The 18,242-nt window shown below is 58.5% G+C and carries 14 protein-coding genes; 3 read left to right on the top strand and 11 right to left on the bottom strand.

What is annotated here, in order from left to right; translation table 11 throughout:
- Nucleotides 1-1,023 (bottom strand): hypothetical protein, encoded by a 1,023-nt coding sequence (locus NLY44_RS06675; protein ID WP_023806061.1) that lies wholly within the window; start codon nt 1,021-1,023, stop codon nt 1-3.
- A 4-nt stretch (nt 1,024-1,027) separates the two neighbouring features.
- Nucleotides 1,028-2,134, bottom strand: a complete 1,107-nt coding sequence (locus NLY44_RS06670; protein ID WP_198028996.1) for a trypsin-like serine peptidase — start codon at nt 2,132-2,134, stop codon at nt 1,028-1,030.
- A gap of 847 nt (nt 2,135-2,981) precedes the next feature.
- Between NLY44_RS06670 and NLY44_RS06665 the strand changes: the two genes are divergently transcribed.
- The 3 genes from NLY44_RS06665 to NLY44_RS06655 are packed head-to-tail and all read left to right on the top strand — an operon-like array spanning nt 2,982 to nt 4,982.
- A complete protein-coding gene (locus NLY44_RS06665) occupies nt 2,982-3,407 on the top strand; it encodes a hypothetical protein (RefSeq protein WP_031356142.1) in 426 nt (141 codons plus the stop codon).
- 3 nt (nt 3,408-3,410) lie between these two features.
- Nucleotides 3,411-4,277 (top strand): GIY-YIG nuclease family protein, encoded by an 867-nt coding sequence (locus NLY44_RS06660; protein ID WP_023806058.1) that lies wholly within the window; start codon nt 3,411-3,413, stop codon nt 4,275-4,277.
- 18 nt (nt 4,278-4,295) lie between these two features.
- On the top strand, nt 4,296-4,982 hold the full coding sequence (locus NLY44_RS06655) for a hypothetical protein (protein ID WP_156941037.1): 687 nt from the start codon (nt 4,296-4,298) through the stop codon (nt 4,980-4,982).
- 220 nt (nt 4,983-5,202) lie between these two features.
- Here the strand turns inward: NLY44_RS06655 and NLY44_RS06650 are convergent, their stop codons facing one another.
- The 9 genes from NLY44_RS06650 to NLY44_RS06610 all read right to left on the bottom strand — a co-directional run bounded on the left by NLY44_RS06650 (nt 5,203) and on the right by NLY44_RS06610 (nt 17,852).
- Complete coding sequence (locus NLY44_RS06650) at nt 5,203-6,126, bottom strand: restriction endonuclease (RefSeq protein WP_245263850.1); 924 nt, start codon at nt 6,124-6,126, stop codon at nt 5,203-5,205.
- A 34-nt stretch (nt 6,127-6,160) separates the two neighbouring features.
- The gene (locus tag NLY44_RS06645; protein WP_156941036.1) at nt 6,161-7,228 is read right to left on the bottom strand and encodes a hypothetical protein; all 1,068 of its coding nucleotides are present in this window, start codon (nt 7,226-7,228) and stop codon (nt 6,161-6,163) included.
- Nucleotide 7,229: 1 nt separating this feature from the next.
- On the bottom strand, nt 7,230-8,564 hold the full coding sequence (locus NLY44_RS06640) for a restriction system-associated AAA family ATPase (RefSeq protein WP_084013043.1): 1,335 nt from the start codon (nt 8,562-8,564) through the stop codon (nt 7,230-7,232).
- Nucleotides 8,524-8,835 carry a hypothetical protein gene (locus NLY44_RS06635; RefSeq protein WP_023806052.1) on the bottom strand — a complete coding sequence of 104 codons (312 nt, stop codon included), beginning with the start codon at nt 8,833-8,835 and terminating at the stop codon, nt 8,524-8,526. The genes NLY44_RS06640 and NLY44_RS06635 overlap by 41 nt, the downstream gene beginning before the upstream one ends.
- Entirely contained in the window at nt 8,832-10,523 is a 1,692-nt protein-coding gene (locus NLY44_RS06630; RefSeq protein WP_286456830.1) for a restriction endonuclease subunit S, read from the bottom strand. Before NLY44_RS06630 ends, NLY44_RS06635 begins: the two co-directional genes overlap by 4 nt.
- The gene (locus tag NLY44_RS06625; protein ID WP_023806049.1) at nt 10,520-12,055 is read right to left on the bottom strand and encodes a class I SAM-dependent DNA methyltransferase; all 1,536 of its coding nucleotides are present in this window, start codon (nt 12,053-12,055) and stop codon (nt 10,520-10,522) included. The genes NLY44_RS06630 and NLY44_RS06625 overlap by 4 nt, the downstream gene beginning before the upstream one ends.
- Before the next feature lie 65 nt (nt 12,056-12,120).
- On the bottom strand, nt 12,121-13,347 hold the full coding sequence (locus NLY44_RS06620) for a type I restriction-modification enzyme R subunit C-terminal domain-containing protein (protein ID WP_286456828.1): 1,227 nt from the start codon (nt 13,345-13,347) through the stop codon (nt 12,121-12,123).
- Nucleotides 13,335-15,530, bottom strand: coding sequence for a type I restriction-modification system endonuclease (gene hsdR, locus NLY44_RS06615; protein ID WP_286456827.1), 2,196 nt, complete (start codon nt 15,528-15,530; stop codon nt 13,335-13,337). The genes NLY44_RS06620 and hsdR overlap by 13 nt, the downstream gene beginning before the upstream one ends.
- Before the next feature lie 555 nt (nt 15,531-16,085).
- Nucleotides 16,086-17,852, bottom strand: coding sequence for a hypothetical protein (locus tag NLY44_RS06610; RefSeq protein WP_023806047.1), 1,767 nt, complete (start codon nt 17,850-17,852; stop codon nt 16,086-16,088).
- Between the last annotated feature and the right edge of the window lie 390 nt (nt 17,853-18,242).

Below are 18,242 nucleotides of genomic sequence, written 5' to 3'. Positions count from 1 at the left end.
TCAGTCTCCAATAGCCTCAAGGTCCTGCAACATCTCGAGCAGGCCCTGCTCGTCCTCGCCATACTCGTTGACTAATCCGTGATAGCGCTCGAGGCGATCGTACACTTGATCGACCGAGAGATACTCCTCCCGCGCGTACCCCATGACGATGACTGTCGTCCACCGCTCCAAAAGCGCCTCACACCAGGCATTGGCATTTGCGATGTCCGCTCCCCACGCAGAGACATCGTCGGACGTGAACGCCGGCGAAGGAAGTCGCTTCATAGTCCCGGGAATATTCGCACCCTCGGGTACTCCAAACACAACGATAAGATGAGTGTCTTTCGGTTGCGTGATAGTTTGGATAAGACCTTGCCAGAGGGCATCAGCATCCCCTTCGCTCGCAACATAAGCCGGCCAGAGAACGTGCTTTACGGCGAGGAGTGTCTCGACCTTCTTTGCTTTGCTGAGGGCAAAGGGAACCGCAGTTTGCAGTGGCCCGATAACCAAGGGCGATCGAGTTGCGGGTGCTCGATCACGGGTCCAGGCCCCATATTCCGCGCCCCGATGCCGGAGGCTGTCGCAGAAATATCTCAGAAGTCTGGGTGTCGCAGCGGGCACGACGAAGCCGGACAGACCGCCAACAGGAGGAAGCTGTCCCACGCACATCATAACCGGCTGCCGAAGGTCAAACAGATGTACTTGAGCGGTCTCTGCAGCCCTGGGATTTCGTGGGCGCGATGCTTGTAGGAGCGAGCGCTGAATCGCGGCGAGCCGATTCCCGAGATCGGTACCCGGCACGGTTGCCGCAGCGTTTTCAATAAGCTTTATGAGCCACCACTGTCGCTTGGGGGGTGGACCGTAGGACTCCTCCAGTTGGAGAACGAGGACCATAACATCTCCGCGATCGTTCGCGGGATTTCTTGTCAAGAAGCCGGCATGCGGAATGCCGGCCAGTAGTGTCGTCCGACCCATGTGTTCGATGGCGAGCGGGATGGCGTTCAATGCGTCGACGAGCTCATGGCGAAGGTCGTCAGGAATCATGATATCAGATCCAACCCTGCGCGCGCTTGATTCTATCGGTGGCGGCCTGAGGCAGGTCCGCTAGGATCGCTTGTATGTCGATCCCTTGATTGTGGAATTTCACGATGCCCTGGAAGCCGGGCTCTCCCGCGTACGACTGCGGATCAACTTTTTGCGCCCCTTGGTGAAGCGCCACCACCTGCCAATCATCGTCGCAAACAGGTGCTCCCGAAGAACCTTCGTCAGTGTCAGTTAGGTAGCGTATCTGAAACGGCTGATCGCCCCTGCCAACAAAGAAGTTGTTCCGAATTGCTAAGACCAACGGCCCACCACGTGGGCATTGAACAATGTTGAGCCGCGTTCCGTGCTTCAAGTGGTGTGCCTGCTGCGGCAGGGCCACCGGCTTTCTCTGGTCAACATCCGCACTCCCCGCAAGCGCGAGGAGTGCGTAGTCTAGCTCAGCACTGCTATTTACCAACTCCTCCACCTCGGCCTCGACGCCTCCCCGGCCTTCAACATGATAATCGAACCATACTGCTGCGCCTTTGGCCTGCGCAGCGAAGTCCTTTGCGGTCGGCGGGGGCTCGCCTCTCTCTCGCGCCTTAACGACATGATGGTTGGTGAGTAGGAGCCGCGGGCCGATCAGCCACGCCGTTCCAAGCGCGCCCACTGGATCTTCCTGCACACCGCTGACAATCCGTGGAACCCGGATGCGTGCGACCCGATTCGCGACGAGCGCCGCCTGCGCTAAGAATGTGGTTGTAACCCATTCGCCGGGTCCCCCAAAGATAAGAACTTCTGGCTTGGTAGGAAGGTCGGGCATAAGTGGGTCGCCGCCATATGCCTCCTCGACCTCCTTCTTGAGGCTGTCGATCTCTCGTCCGAGGTCGGTGCCGGTCACCATTCGCGCCGCATTATGGGCCAGGATGACCACCGGCCGCTCTCCATTGCCGAGCCGCCCCAGCTTGTCTAACTGACTAACTATATTGGTGAGATCAACGAACTGGTTGTCAGTGCGGTTGAGCGCTACGCCGATCCCGCTCAACATCGCTGTTCGCGTTGAGCGCTCCTCAATACCTGGCAGCCTCATAAGGACATCTAGCAGTCGATCCATAAGGGCTTTGTCGAGCATGAACCGATCCATCACGTCAGCGGGCACCGATGTGAAGCTTGTGGTGCTCCAGGAGAAACACCAAACTAAGATGGAGAGACGGAGGAAAGCAACAAGTTAAACTGTCATGCAGGACCTTGCACTCTCTGCGCGACAATTAATGACCTCCCCTCGTGTCTGCTCAAGCCAGGAATTTCTGCATGACTTGCCAAATAGAATCTACTTGGTGTCTAGGCAGCCTGAGGAACTGCCTCGACCACGTTCTTACAACTTGGCGCCGAGCAGTTCGAGGAACGCCTCCTGACGACGACCGGTTCACCCCCCTGTACGCGCCTAACACATTTCGCTATGTAGAGCGGCAAGCTTTTCGACGAATCCCCAAAGCCATTGCATCTTCAGGGCCAGAACGGCGTACAAGACCTTTCCATGCAACTCATGGCCAACCCGTTCGAGATACGCCTTCGGAACATTGAGGGCGAAACTATCATCTTACGCCAGCGTGCTGGTTGGCTCAGACGATCCTAATCATTACCATGACGGCTTTAAGCGTTGTCATTACGGCGGCGGCGTTGAGGAACCGCAAGCATTAGCTGAATGTCCAATTTGAGTCGCAAAGCAGACATTCTTCTTTGGAGGCCGATATCGGACCGTTAGGTTTCAAGCTCCAGGTGGAATTAGCTACCGTAGAGCGCCTACAAATACCAGCGACCGCTTCGACCCCATTTCGGCCCTCAAACCAATATCAACTATTTCCCAAGGGCTGCCATTGCCGGTCAGCCTCAGGCAGTTGCGCACCGAGCCGATTGACATGTGGCTTGCAATCCTGCGCAAGACGTGCAGATTTGCACGGTCAGTGCAGGAGCGTGCGATGGTCGATGAAGTTGCCCCACCCCTTCGCTACTTCAAGGCGGGAGACCCGGTGCATGTCCGGGCCCAGCAGGTTTGGCTGATCTTGGTGTCTAAGGTGATGTCGTCTCCGCGCAACCCGCAGCGCCCGACGGTCATGACCTACGGCGATCTCGCCGAAACGATGGGCATGGACCGCCGCGCCGGGATCACGCTCAACCGGCAGCTCGGGGTCGTCGGCGACATTTGCGTGGCCAACGATCTGCCGGCGCTAAACTGCATCGTCATCAACGACCGGCTCAACGCGCCCGGCGATCACGTTGTCACGCGTCCCGGCCGAACCTGGCAGCAGGAACAGGCGGACGCCATGTCAACCAACTGGTTCACGGTCAGAGTGCCGACCACTGGGACGCTGCGCAAGATTCGCTCGGCGGCTGTGGCGGAGTAGGCGATGAAGCTCTTCGCAACGAGAGTATGGGGCTTCGGCTTCGCGCGCCTACCGCTGGCGACGTTTGGCATCAAAGGCAATGTCGATCGACTACTGAACCTGGCGAAGCGCGGCGACCGGCTGATTTTCGTAGGAACGCAAACAGAGCGCACAGCCCCCGAGCTTCAGGGTCGCATCCTCGGAATGGCCGAGATCGGCTTCGAGCCGCTCCGCACGCTTGATCTCGTCGAGCGCAATGCATTCGATCCGAGGGACTTCGACGCCGTTGGCAACTTCAAGTTTCCCTACGCCGTCGCCACCACTCGCGTCTGGCAATTTGAACCCGCGCCAGTTTTGACCCGACTGCTTTCCCGGCAGCTAACGATGGTCGCCACGGCAGGCGTCGAAGAGATCGATGATCCTGCGGACGTTGCCGCCATAAAGGCGCTGAATGCCGTCGAGATCGATTTACCGAAACTCCCAGCGCTCGAACGGATGCGGCGCCTGAACGACGCGCTGCGGAACACCACCGGGCCGCGCCCGACGGACACCAGCTATCAAGTCAGTAGGTCGGCCATTGAAGGAGAGGCCTGGGCCTATGGCTTGCGGTACGGCGACCGCGACGTGTGGAAGATTGGGTGGGCCGACGACATCGACGAGCGCTGCGCCACGGTGAATCAGCACATCCCCGTCGAACTCGGAGGACTGGAGCAGTGGAGCGTGGAGTTCCGACAGCGGATGAAGAACCGCGACGCCGCCTACAAAATGGAGCAGCGCGTCCTCACGCTGCTGGATGCTAAACGGAAAGGCTTTGAGCGTGTGCACTGCACCCACGCCGATCTGCAGTCAGCATGGACGCACGCCTTTCTCAACGTAATCCAGGAGGGTTAGATGAACCTATCCTACTGGATGCGGCAGCGCACCGACATCATCCGGCTGTTCTACGACAAGGGCCGCGTACCCTTCGAGCAACTCAAGCGCGATATCGAGGAAGAGGTGCGGCCATGGGAACCGCCCTACTTCAACCCCGAGACCGATGACCCGGAGCCGGCGTTCCTCGCCGAGTGGATGCAAGCCGATGAAACCCGCGAGCTAGTCGGGATGCTGGCGGTGTCGCTGCTCGCAGACACCTTGAGCCTTTACTTCGTGGAGCTTGAGCGCGAGATCGGCATCGCGTTCGTCGACCCGAAGGAGCGCGCTGCCCTGTTCAAGCGCGGGAAGGTCGAGGCCTATCGGCAGATCATCAAGAACGTCATGGGCGATGCGTTCGAGAACTGCCCCGTCAGATTCGACGTCATCGAGCAGGTGACCCTCGCCCGCAACGACTTCGCCCACGGTCAAGATTTTATCTCGTTCCAGACGACGCACAACCAGCGGACCGTCGAGAAGCATCCGAACCCGTTCTTCACCAATGCCAACGAGCATCTCGCCGAAGGCAACATCCCGGAATGGCGCCGCCTTACGATTGAAGTCAGCCGCGAGAAGCTGATGGCCGCCATCGACGAGGCGGAGAAGTTGGCTGACTGGGTGCACCGGAACGACGAAGCCGTGTCGGAATGGCGCGCCCGTATGCGGGCGGCCAGGACCAGCGATTAACGTTTCCTCGCCGGGCGCTCCGACCATGACAGCTGCTTGACCGGCCTGAACGCCTGTCTTTGAGGCCAGACAGAGCCACCTTAGGTCTGCTTCGGGCTCCAGACAGAGAGTTATGAAGGGTTGTTACTAAGATCCGCTTCGTAAGGCCTATCGGTGGACGCCGGCCGGCGCAGGAGCGGAAACGTCAATGTCTCCGGAAACCGGAATCATTTCCGCTTCCTCATTCCTCGCCGAAGAAGTCCTCGTCTAGCCGCTTGAATTCGACCGTGCGGTAGCCGCGAACGCCGACACCGTGCTCGATCATTAGGTCGGCCAGTTCCTGCCCGTCGATGAGGATCACGTGCTGGGCAAGGTGCTTCACGTAGTCGCGCGCCGGCTGACTGAAGGTGGAGGTGGTGACGAAAACGCCTTTGGTCGCGCCTAGCCCCACCAGACTTCCTACGAAGCCGTTGACGTCCGGTCGGCTCACTGGATTGCCGGGCGCGTAGCGTTCGGCTTGGACATAGATGCGGTCGAGGCCGAGGCGATCCTCGTTGACGATGCCGTCGACACCGCCGTCGCCGGAGCGGCCGAGTTGGGCGGCTGCGTCCTTGTGGCTGCCGCCATAGCCCATGGCGACCAGGAGGTCGACGATCAGCTGCTCGAAGAAGGCAGGGCTGTTCGCAAGAATGCGCAGAAGCAGTTCGTCGCGCAGTGCGGCCGTAAGTGATGCATGGGCCGCATCGATCTGCTCCTCCGAAGTCGTATGGGGTGAGGCAGCGTCGAGCGATTTTGCGACCGCGTCATCCTGCTCGGTTGCACCACCTTCGTTCTTGTAAAATTCACGAAACTCCGGCTCCCGCATCAGGAGAGGCACATCGATCCGCTCTGGCTTGGTGTCCAACAGCGCCTTTCCTCGATCTGTCGCGACAAAGCGGCCACGCGCGGGCGAGGAGATCAGGCCAGCCTTGCTCATGTAGAACTTCGCCCAGTGAATGCGGTTGTGCAGCACGCGCTGCCGTCCGCTGGGCAAGAGCTCGTCCCGCTCCTCCGGCGTAAGTTTCAGATCGTCGGCGATCCGCTCCGCGACGTCAGCGACGCGGGATTCGCCGACAGCAGCGATGCGCAGAACCGGGAGCATGAGGCTCTGATAGTCCGGGATCATGATATCGCTCTCCGAAGAGTACCTGCCCGGCGGATCACGCAGATTCGATCAGGAAATTGTGCATTCGATCTCCGCCGACTGGATCGTTAAGCGCATTCTCTACCAGCGCGAAGAAACTAGCCTTCAGCCGAGCGACCGTGGGAAGGCTTTCCATGTCGCATGTAGCCTTGAATTTCGCTATCGCCTCAATCGCTCCGTCCTTCCCTGCGATGTCTATTCCATTTCTCTTCGCATAAACGGTGAAGTGCTTAAGCCACATCTGATATTGCTTCTCGAGAACGTTCGCCCTGATCCGGGCTTCGAGTTTGAAGATGCGCCGCCAGTTTAGAGATTTTAGATCTGGATCGAAGGTTAGCGCCCACGCGGGCCCAGCGCCCCCACCAGGAAGAAGCACTGTGCCATCCAATGACAGTGTAACATGTTCGTTCCCATATGGATCAAAGCACTCCGCTTTTTGGTGTTGTTCATCCAAGAGGATATCCTGGGCACCTTTGTATGAACGATTACAGATCGTTCCCATCGCTGTCAGATTGCGGAGATTTGCCCCGGCGAAAGGGTATTTCGATACGGCCAAGTAATGGTCGAGATCCGGGTCCACGAGATCCGGATCCGGTGCCTCCATAATTTCAAGCCCGCAGAACGGGCAGCACCCGCTCGCAAAATGATCGTGGACGACGTGGTGGTAGCGGCCTCTTACAGTTTCACCGCTGCCTGGCGTCTTGAGGTCCGAGAGCTTCCCGAATGCATATTCAAACAGGCTTCGAGCCGCATCGTGAACGGTGGGGAGGGTACCCGCAATGCCGTGAGATGGAGCATTGATGGCAAAGAGTTCAGGGAACTGGTTTTGCCCCGCCAGCGCCAACATAATGTCGTCCCGCTGTTCCGCTTGCAGAGGCCGGCTCGCTTCGACAAACGCACCATAAAGGGCCGGAAACTTGTGGCACCGAGCGAATTCCGATTTGTAGGGCTCTGGAACCGACGCGTGGAAGCCGAGTGGCTCTTCACCATGCTGAAGTGCTACCAACGCGTCATGTAGGACTGCCAACAGTGTTGAGCTGAGCCAATTGTCATTTGTGGCCGCGATCGGATACGTGAAGAACATGCTATTTTTGGCTCTTCAGTTCGAATAGGCGGTCCGCGAGCAGCGCTTTCTCGACCGAGGAACCGATCCGAGGCATTTCTTCCTCGATCTCGTTGGCGGATGCGGTCGTTTTCAAGCGGTTGATCTTCTCCTGCGCTAAGTGTGAGATCGGGGGATCAATGTCGAAGCAGTGACTGAGGATGGCGTCGTAGGTCGCCCCGAAGGTTTCGATCTCCGGTTTGCGAGCCGATAATTTTTCGTCTTCCTTGGAAAAAATACGGACCTGCTCACGACGCATGTCAGAGGGAACGAAGGGCGCGTGCGTAGTTAGAATGAACTCTTGTTCGCCCAGTCCCTGTATCGGCAGTTCCATCAGTCTGGTGATCAGCTTGGCGCGCCATTGGGGGTTGAAGTGCGATTCAGGCTCATCGAGAAGGAACAAGGTATTTCTGTCCCGAAACATTGCAACGATCCCGAAAAGCTGGGCCTGTTGATGTTCCCCATCCGAAAGGGAGACATAGTCAAGATCGGCCGACGTACCGGATTGCCCCGTTTTCTGAAAGCGAACTTCCTCGATCTTGAAAACCTTCGTCTCATCCTGAGGCTCCGGAAGCTTGGAAGCGAACTTTCGGACCTTGATGTTCCTCCGTAGGCGCTCTCGAGCCTTCTTCGGTATCATGAGGTCGTTCAGCATCGCGAGTTTATGCAGCGACCTGAATAGCCCCACCGTGTCGGACCAGAGTTCACGAAACGCCTTGCGGCTCTCGGCGTCGACCAAGTAGTCGAGCGTGTATACCTCCTGTTTGGGATCGTAGTCCCAACACGTCGCGGCATTGCAAAGGCGTTTGATGTACCCCTCCAACTCGTCAGTTAGTTGAATTCCCTTCCGCAACGATTTTATTGCTCTGACTTTGGGCGCATCTGGATGGTTGAGTTGGATCACCAACCGGAAAGAATGCAGGGCTGCTAATCCGGCGTGCCGCACCAGGTCGACCCGAAGGTCGTCCGTACCGGACATCAGGTTGGCGATGAGCACCTCGAGATGTGTAGAATAATCTAGCAACACCAGTCTGTTGTCGGGGACAGTCGCATTAGAATCCTTCATCGCGGCGGTCGCGACAGATGCAGCGTAGCCTGATCGGCTGACATAGAAAGGAACGCTCAGGGTTTCATTGTCGCCCGACGTGTACGCCACGACGAGAGGCGGAAGATGTTGTCCAAACTCGATGTCTTGGTTGTCCGCCAATGGACGATAATCGTCGTCCCGTTTGACCTCCATCCGCATCTTGCCGATACGCCCTGATGGATCCCGTACCTTACTCAGCTTGACGCGCCGGACGCCCTGGTCTCCTGGCAACCTCTACCTCGTAGATGATCTCAAATAGCAGTTCGGGATTGGCCGCCGCCGCCTCTTCCTGAGGGCGATGCTCATGCCATGCGGCCTGAAACAACTCTGCAATGATTTGTAAAAATTGAGACTTCCCGGTGCCGTTCTTTCCCAACAGGCAAATCGGCAAGAAATGTGCATTCTCATGGCCTGTGCGAGGCCGAACTAACTCAATGTCCAAACCGTCCAACAAGCCGCCGCAACTAGCGGCCTCAAAAATCTTCACCCTGACGATCTTCATCGCCTATGCTTTCTGAGCATCATTAACGACCGCGTTTCGTCGAAGACCTGCTGCAACGTCGGCTCGTCATCGGAGATAGAGGCGAACACCGCCTCCTTGAGGTCATCATAGTTGCCCCTGAACTCCCCCCGAAGATCCTGGAAGCTGACCCCCTCTTCTGGCCAATTCTGCATGTTTTCTTTCAGGAATTCTCGAGCCGTCAACATGGCGCTCTTCCGTCTAAATGGTTTCGGTTTTTCTTTCGCCTCCGCCGCGCGCTCGGCGCGGATGCGCGCGAGCAGGCGTTCGGCGGGTTCGTCGTTTTCTACCTGGGGGACCAGTACGCCGCGGAAAGCCTTTGCCAGGATCGCCTCGTCCAGTCTGCCCACCAGCTCCAGCGCGCGCTTTGCCTCTCCCGCCAGCCGGTCAATTCTGGCGAAAGCGGATTCGATGCGGCGGACAATTTCGTGTTGTTCTTCGAGGGGCGCGAGGCATATCTGCATCGCCCGCACCTCGGGGAAATAGATTGTTGTGTGGGTGGTCCCCTTGCCGAACTCTCGGATGTCTTCACCCTCTGCGATCAACGCGTACATCAAGAACTTTGGCACCAAGGCTTCTGTGCAAGTCCAAGTGACGAAATCCTGGCTTGTCGCCATAGGCTTGCCCATGATCGTCACGTAACCAACGGAGGCCGTTCTAGAAAGGCAGACGGTTCCGGCTGGTAAGAGGCGTGCCGCGGAGTTGGCCAAGCCTTCTTTGTTGGTTGTCTGGATCGTATTTTCGATTACCTTTCCATGATGCGCTCCGGCATCCTTGATTCCGATCCATGGGATGTCACCGCCCCACCACTCGGGGTGCGACCGGCTTGGAGTGTGTCCCGTCTCCTGCCGCGTGATACGATTTAGGGGGACCCACTGCCATTTTGGAGGGGCTTGACGAGTCGAAGTGTTGACCGCCAATGCCGCCTTTCCTTGGATCGCCCTATCGGTTGCCTCCCTGCCGCCTCTGGGCTGATGCGGCGTCGGGGTGCTGGCGATTAGAGCTGATGCAGCCTGGAGGTTTATCTTCTTTGCCCTCCACTCCGATGTCATCCTCCCTAGGAAGGCAGACCTGAGCACGACCTGCCTATAGCGGGACACGAGAATTTCGACGCGTGCGAGTTCGGTGCGGGCGCGGGCGAATTTCGCGTTCAGCGCATCCAGTTTGGCCACGATGCGCTTTTGCTCGGCTAGGGGCGGGAGGGGAAGCTTGAAACTTCGGCACTGAGACAGCGATATATTTACTTGGCCTGCTGAGCCGCGGGTCTCATTGATCACGCTCTTGACACTGTCTCCACCGCAAAGGAAATAGTATAGCCATTCAGACGTAATGGATGCGTTCGGGCGAAAAATCGTCAATGCTTGATTGACGTTCCAAGTCGGGTATGTATCGGGTACTACGGCGACTTTTCCCAGTGGTGGTCCTACGATATTCATCAGCACGTCACCAGGAAATGCCTGTGATTTCGCCATCGAAGAGTGATGAATGTCGACATTGATGAACTGAGGCCTGTACTCAAAGTCGATCTTCTGACCAACGATGTTGTACACCTTCAGAAACGGCACGCCGGGCTTGTCAATAAAGCCCTCTTTGGGAGTGCCTCCACTTTGCACCAAGTCACAGATTTCAGAGGCTTCGTATTCGACCCACCCCCTCGGCAGCCCGGTCATTCCGCCGCCTCCGGAATCTCATCGGCCAGTTCCGCCATCAGCGCCTCGATCTCCAGCGTTGCGGCCTGCAGATGGCCGAGGATGGCGGCGGCGATATCCTCGGGCTCGATCAGGCCTTCTTCCGCCTCTTCCTCCGCCTCGCGCAGCCAAGCGATATCAAGACTGTCACTGCGCGCAGCAATCTCCGCGCGGGTGAATTTTCGCCAGCGTCCAGCCTCGCCTTCGTCTGGCCCACGCTCGGTGCCATGCGGGTTTATGCCGAAGGCCTTTTCGAACCATTCGAAATGGGCCTCCGCCAGCTGTGTCGTCTTGCCGAATTTCGGCATCTGGGCGCGCAGGTCGTAAATCCAGACTGCCTTCGTGTTGTCGGTCTCATTCTTGCCGCGCGTCAGGAAAATGACGTTGGTCTTTACGCCTTGCGCATAGAAGATGCCCGTCGGCAAGCGCAGGATGGTGTGCAGGTCGCACCAGTTCATCATCATCTGGCGAAGCTGCTTTCCCCGTCCGTCTTCGAACAGCACGTTGTCTGGCACGACGATGGCCGCGCGACCACCGGGTTTCAGCGCTCGCATACAGTGCTCGACGAAGGGAAGCTGATAGGAAGAGACGCTTGCCGTGACGGAGAGATCATCCCGCGTCGGCGCGCCGCCCGCCGGGCCGAAAGGCGGATTGGTGAGGATGAGATCGGCGCGGCCGAGGCTCTTACCCTTGTCTGACAGGGTGTCCCCCAGATCGACATGGTCGCTGTCGAGATCGTGGAGGTAGAGGTTCATTAAAAGCAGGCGAAGCGTGCCCGGAACGTTTTCCATACCGTGGAAGGCATGGTGCTTCTGGAACTCTTGCTCCTTCTCTCCGAGATCGAAATAGTTGTCTGTGCGTGCGCGCATGTAACGGTCGGCGGCGATCAGGAAGCCGCCGGTTCCGGCGGCGGGATCTTGGATCACCTCGCCGGGTTTTGGCTGCATGAGGCGCACGAGAAGCTCGATCAGCACGCGCGGGGTGAAATACTGGCCGGCACCCCGCTTGGTCTCCTCCGCGTTCTTCTGCAGCAGGCCTTCGTAGAGATCGCCGAACTGGTCGCGCTCGTCCGAAAACCAATCCAACTCGTCGATGGCGGTCACCAGCGTCGTCAGGTTCTGTGGTTCGCGAATGAAGGTGGAGGCGTTGTCGAAGATTTCCTGCACCATCTCTGGCAGCGGCCGCGCGTCGGCATAGCGCTTTCGCTCCTCCGCCGAGGCTTTGTCGCTGGGCGGAAGAACGAGGACGTCGTCCTTGCCGAGGCGGGTGCTAGTAGCGCCGAGCGTCACCAAGAGCTTGCGATAATGCTCCAGCTTGGGGAGGCCGTTCGCCGCCACCAGATCCGCCCAGCGCATGCCCTTCGGCAGGCTGCCCGTCTCGCGGTTGCGCTCGGCCATCATCTTGAGGAACAAGAGGTAGGTCAGCTCGGTGACATACTGCTGATAGGTGATGCCGTCCTTCCTAAGGACGGTGCAGAGGCGCCAGAGTTTCTGGACGATGGCATTGGCATTCATGGTTGTGGCGCAGCCTGTCTCTTGTTGAGTCTCATGCTTGTAAGGGGTGAGCGAGCTAGGTCAACTCATGCCGCGGAAGGCCCCCAGATTGCCTCGTTGAATTGGTGCAGCACATCGTCGAGCGCGCCGTCGAACTCCTGCGAGATCCGATTGAAGCCGCCTTTGTCAGCAAAGACACCCTGGTCCAGCAATGTAGGGTCGGCCACAGGCTTGTCCTTCAGCGCACGACCGATGCGGCGCAGCCAGTCCTTCTGCATCTTTGTCCAAGCCCGCGACCTCTCGATGGCAACGATCGCCTGCTCGACGCGTGTCGCGTAGGGCACCAGCGGATCGCCCAATGCCGCCTGCCGCACGAAGCCAATGATGTGGGCGGCGATGTCGGCATTGCGCGCCTTGCCATAGGCCGCGCGCAGCATGGATTCGGAATAGTTCCGCTCGTCTAGCAGACCCGCCAGTTCTGACAGCTCTCTGCGTGTAAGGTCGCGAGGCCGCTGCGTGACGGCGATCAGAGCCGGGACCCGGTTCATGTTCTCGCGGACAAAGCGCTCGAAACCGGAAATGTAATCTTCGGGCGTGGTGTTTTTGCCGAAAATTTCCTCGATGCGCAGCAGCTCGTCCTCGTGCGTCGAGATCACTACGCCATCGTTGGCCCGGACCGTGCCAGAAGGGCGACGCTCCAGAAATTCCACCGCGCGCGGATGCGCCTTGAGCCACTCTGCGAGCTCAATGCCGGGACGGGTCGCGAGCCGCTGGACGGCAGCTTCCGGTGACTCGCCGGTGTGGCGCTCGAAGCCCTCGCGGCTCTCGGCGTCCATGCCCTTGCCGAGTGCGCGCATGCGCACGATCACCTGGCCCGCGACCCAGCGCCTGTCCTCGTCGTCCAAGGCCTTACCGAGATCGGCGACCAACTGGCCGAGCGATATATCAGGCTTGACGACGACCGGGCGCATGTCGGTCATCTTCTGCAACTCGGCGTAGAGATCGACGGCGTCGAAGATGCGGAAGTGCTCCTTGCCTATCTCGGGGCATAACCGGGTCGCGCGGCCGATCATCTGGTCGTAAAGGATGCGGCTCTTCACCCGCCGCACGAAGACGAGGGTCGAGATCGCTGGCACGTCGATTCCGGTCGTGAGCAGGTCGACGGTGACGACGTATTTCGGGAGAGGATCGTTCTTGAATCGCAGGATCAGCTCGTCGGCCTTGTCGATCGTGCCAGTGATCTTCGCCACCATCTCGTGAGGGATGGCGTCCTTGCCGTACTCATCCTGCAGTTCCTCGGTCAGGAGCCGCACGATGTCGTCAGCATGGGTGTCGCGAGCAGCGAAGATAAGCGTCTTGCCAGGCTTGTCCGGGGGATCTCGGTCGCGATGGCGCGGCAGACAATCCGGTTGAAGGATTCCGAGTAGACGCGCCTGTTGAAGTCGGCGAGATCGTAGTCGAGAGAGACGTCGTCGGGCAGAGCGAAGAGATCGATCTGTCCTGTCTTGCGATCGACGATCTCGACCTCTTCGCCACCTTCGAAATGGATACCGGCTTCCGAGAGCGCTGTCGTGATACGCCTCGGCGGCAGGTGGTCGGTGAGATAGCCTTCAACGACTGCTTGGCGGTATCCGTAGTGGAAGACGGGATGTCCGAAGATTTCGCGCGTGTGAAGCGCGGGCGTCGCGGTGAGCGCGATCTTCACCGCATCGAAATAGTCGAGGATCTGCCGGTAGGCCGACTGGTAGTCTTCGAGATTCCGAAAGCCGATGTCGCTCTCGCGCAGCTCGGCGTCGAGCGTGTAGCCGCGATGCGCCTCGTCCACGATGATGCAGTCGAATGTGCCCGGAGTCGGCCGCTGCGAGACGTCCGGCTCATTCAGGATACGGGCGATCAGCGACTGCACGGTCGCCACCTGGACCTGATCCTCCGGTTCCGGAACCTTCTTGTCGAGGCCCGCGACCTTGTAGATCTGGGCGAAATTCAGGAGCCCTTCGATCTCCGTTGTTTCCAGCGCATCGCCCGCCTGTTTGCCAAGGGCTTTGCGATCGACGAGGAAGAGGATGCGCCGGAAGCGCTTATGCTTGAGGAGGCGATACATAAGCGCGATAGCCGTACGGGTCTTGCCTGTCCCCGTGGCCATTGAGATCAGAATTTGACGCTGGCCCGCCTCAACGGCGTGTTCGATCGCGGCGACAGCATCTTCCTGGTAGGGGCGAAGCTTGCCCTTGCCTAGGCTTTCCTCAGCAAGCCCGCGAACGGCGGCATCGACGTCGGTCCGCAGCTTGGCGACAAGATCGTTAGGGGAAAACCACTGCGGCAGAGCCACAGGATGGTTGGTCTCTCGTCGCACGTCCCGGTACCAGATGCCGGATTTCGTGAGCCATTGCCGGACAAAGGGGCGACCGTTGGTGGCGAAGACGAAAGGAACGCGAAACGGCTCGTCGAGTCCGTGCTGCCATGGCCCGTCTGGGTGTTGCTGCCCCGGCGCAAGCAGGATGGTTCGGGCATAGCGTTCAGCCTGGACGAGGGTGGAAGGGACGTCAAAAGACCCGCGCTTGGCCTCGACCACGCCGATGCAGACCATGCCGACGAAAAGGGCATAGTCGACGCTTCCGCCCACGCAAGGCCATTCGGCGATAGCCAATGCCCGTCCGTCTTCCGGTCGTGTGCCAGCGGAATGGCGCAAGGCGTCCGAATCGGCTTCCCACCCCATCTCGCTCAGCTGAACATCGATCAGAAGGCGCGTCTGCTGCTCGTCGAGCTCGACCCGACTTGCTGCTTCGAAGCCTGCCTGTTTCAACTCTAGCAGCTGCTGCTCGGGCACGGTCTCGGCCGTCGCCTGAAGCTCCGACAGCCTGCGTGTCAGTTCAGCCTGGTTGGCTTCGAGTTCGACCGCCGTCTGTTCCCAGATGGCGCTTTCTTCGGAGGCTTGGCGCGCGAGGTCCTCTGCCGCTGCGCGAGCCTTGGCGAGGTCCTCGGCCGAGGCTTCGAGTGTTCGAAGCCGTTCCTCTGATTCCCTCACTTGCCGACGCAGTTTGTCCAGTTCCTGTCGCGTCGAGTCGTCGGTGTCCTTCGAGGGCTTCGGAGGAACGAAGGGCCCCGGCTTGAACTGCGGGTCGCTACCGTATGTTCGCCGATACCAGACGCCGAGTGTCCGGCAGAATTTAAGCGCGGCCAAGGCCTCCGCTGGGGTTCCCCCGAAGTCGTGATTGGCTTCGTTCCCGCTCTTGCGGATGGCATGGAAGATGTCACCAATCTCACGCGGAACGATCTGCGCAGCCCGAAGGCGCCGCAGCAGTTCGAACGTTGTTTCACGACGATCCGGATTATAGGCCCCGGAGAGCGCCGCAATCTCCTTAACCATGTATTCGCCAAATTGGCGGCTCTTGACCAGCGAGGTATTAGCGTCGATGGTAAAGAATCGCTCGGCAAGTACAGCCAGACGATGGAGTTCAGGACTGAGCTCCTTCAAGTAATCAAAGTTGGCCGACAATGCCCCACTCACTTGCATTCTGTGCCCCGCACCAGAACGATGGCACATCTCACAAAGGTAGGCAAACAAGCGCCGCAGCCACTAGTTGATGATGGAGTGGATCGTTGCTACCGCTCGCTGTTCGTCCGTAACGTCCGGTTTCGGTCCCGGCTGCGTTTACCCATTCGTCTGACATGAGGCGCGTGCCCCCATCTGCTTCGCGCTAGCCGCGTAACAATCACGCTGAAAGCGATGCGCATATCAAAATAGCGGTTTACTGTTGGTTTCAGCTCGTTGGCCCGGCGGCACATGTTCACTGTGCGTAGTGAAGGTATGCTTTTAGGAATTTCTGTCGCTAGTGAAAATGTGCGATGCAGCGCTACCCTCACCCTGGCACCTGGGGGGAAGTACCTTCGTTTTTCATAAGCCGTTGATATCATTTCATTGCAGGCAAATTTTGTTGGGTTGTTGGGTCTTGATGCCAAATCTATGCCGCTTCCTCGCTACAATCCGTTTGAACTGACAGTTTCCTTGCGACTCCCCTAATGTCCCAACATTACCCAACATCCCCACATTTCAAGCTCCCTCTAGGGGGCCAACAAACCATGTCGAACCATGCGCTTCGTCAGCGTGCATTAGCTGGATTGCTCGACCACTGACCGGTGTGTTCTTGAACTTCCGAATGTACCCAGAAAAACGGGCTGTGCTGAACCCGCCGCTTTTATCCGCGAAGTGACCTAAGGCCGATCGCAAATCTGCATCTTCGCCGAATTTGCGTTTGAGTTCTTTGATTGTGAAGGGTGTTTCGGGTAGCGCCGCAAGCACTTCGGCCAAGGCGGTCTTTTCCGGATCTTCGGCACGCATTTCTGCGATGTTGCCTCGGGGATCTTCCATTTTGAGCCATATGAGGGCTGACCGAACTATGCCCGACCAATCCTCGAAAGAGCCCATCGGAGATGCCGGGCTGGGTTTACCCGCAACAAGATATGCTCGAACAATAACGAGCGCTGCGGTTACGAGTTCGGAACGCTTGCGCATGGCAAGATCAAGCGCGTCGAATGAGAACGGTCGCTCATCGGGTCGCTCGACTTTTGCGTCCAAGCGAATTCGGATCGTTCGTCTGTTCAGGTCGCCAAAAATCTGGAGGTTGTTCCCGGTACAGCATATCAACGTCGTGGACGGTATTATCTGGCTTTCGGATTTCCCCAAGACTCGGACCTGCGTCTCGGCTGATGTGAGCATCTGGCAAAGCTGATCCGACCGGAGAACGTGGCTGACGTTGTCGATTGCGATCACCGCGTCACCGGCTATGGCTGCCGCCCCGATCCGCTTTTCAAGCTCGGCTTCATCTGGCGTCGGCGTAATTACAGAGGCTGGCCGACCGGTTGTAAGGATTGAGGCAATGTCCACAGTGAGCGACTTGCCGGTACCGGGGGACGGCGCAGTAACGGCGAACATAGGAGCGCTCTTGAGGATGGGTCGGATAACGGCGGTTATTAGAAGAGCGACGGCTGCCGAACGATCAGATCCGTCAACGAAAGGCAACTGGTTGATGGGTTCGAGCAGGACGTCGATGGCATCCAATGCGTTCTTGTACGACGGAGACTCCTGAACCGTCGGCCATAAGCGGTTCGAAAGGAAGAGAAGGCCCGATGAAAGATCGTACCCAGACGTGTTCAAGACTGTGCCATCGTCGCGAAGACACGGAGCCTGGATGATGGCACGCAAGCGCGGGATCGTCCAACCAGCTCCGCGACGAGCGAGCACCATGCGGGCCACCTCAGCGGGGCAATTGATTTCGACGTCCTCGTTTGAACGCGCATTCCATTTCAGGAATGTTGCATGGCGGGTCAGGACATCAACGAGCGAATCAGCGTCAACCCTGCCAACAATTATTGATCCGTCGGGCCGCAGAGAGTTGCCCTCCACCGAGGCATTGACCGAAAGGGTCTTCGTCGGCGCCGCATACTCTACCGGCCGGACAAGAACATCGCCACGGGCAAAAATGCCTATCGCTGGATTTGACAGGACCGCGATCGCATCATCAACGGCTTTATGGACATCGCCCTGCTTTATCTTAATGAGGGGTTTGGGCGGACCGCTTCTACCAACGCTGAAGTCGTCAATCGGCTTTCGGCCAATCCCGTTCGATGATGGGTCCGACCTGATATTCGAGACGACAGGTCTGGCGCCTAGAGACGTCTCGGTTGTGTTAGCGGTTCCGCCATAGCGGCCCTCAGCCTGTGGCAAAGTGCGTTCGTTCGCATCAGCCTTGTGAACGGTCGTTGATTTCTGAAAATCATTTCGAGGATTGTCGCCTGTAGCGAATACAAAGTCAGTCACAGGACACCGCGCCCGGCATCACGCCATGATTGCAGCAACGCGTTCGCTATGCGCGACCGTATTTTACCGCGACCACTCCCCCGCACATACTCGTAAAGGGCTGCTCGCTTCGCAGCACTTTCGCCGAGTCCAGCGTCGAACCTTAAGATCGATATTCGCTCACTCAGCACGCCGGACCGCAAAATAGCGCTAAAGGCTAATGCGGTGTGCCGGCGTCGCCACCGCATCCCTAACCTCAATGCCAGCGCAGCATAAAAGAGAAGATCGCTTGTTTCCGCGCGGTTCGCAAACGCAATAGCCTCGGGGAGGACATCAATCGTAACAACGAGCCGGTAGGAAAATGGAATGGGTCGCCCATCGTTAAACGGAGGCAATCCCGACGAACATGAA

The organism is Mesorhizobium sp. C089B (assembly GCF_030323125.1).
Classification (GTDB): domain Bacteria; phylum Pseudomonadota; class Alphaproteobacteria; order Rhizobiales; family Rhizobiaceae; genus Mesorhizobium.
This window is presented reverse-complemented; position numbering and strand designations above follow the sequence as displayed.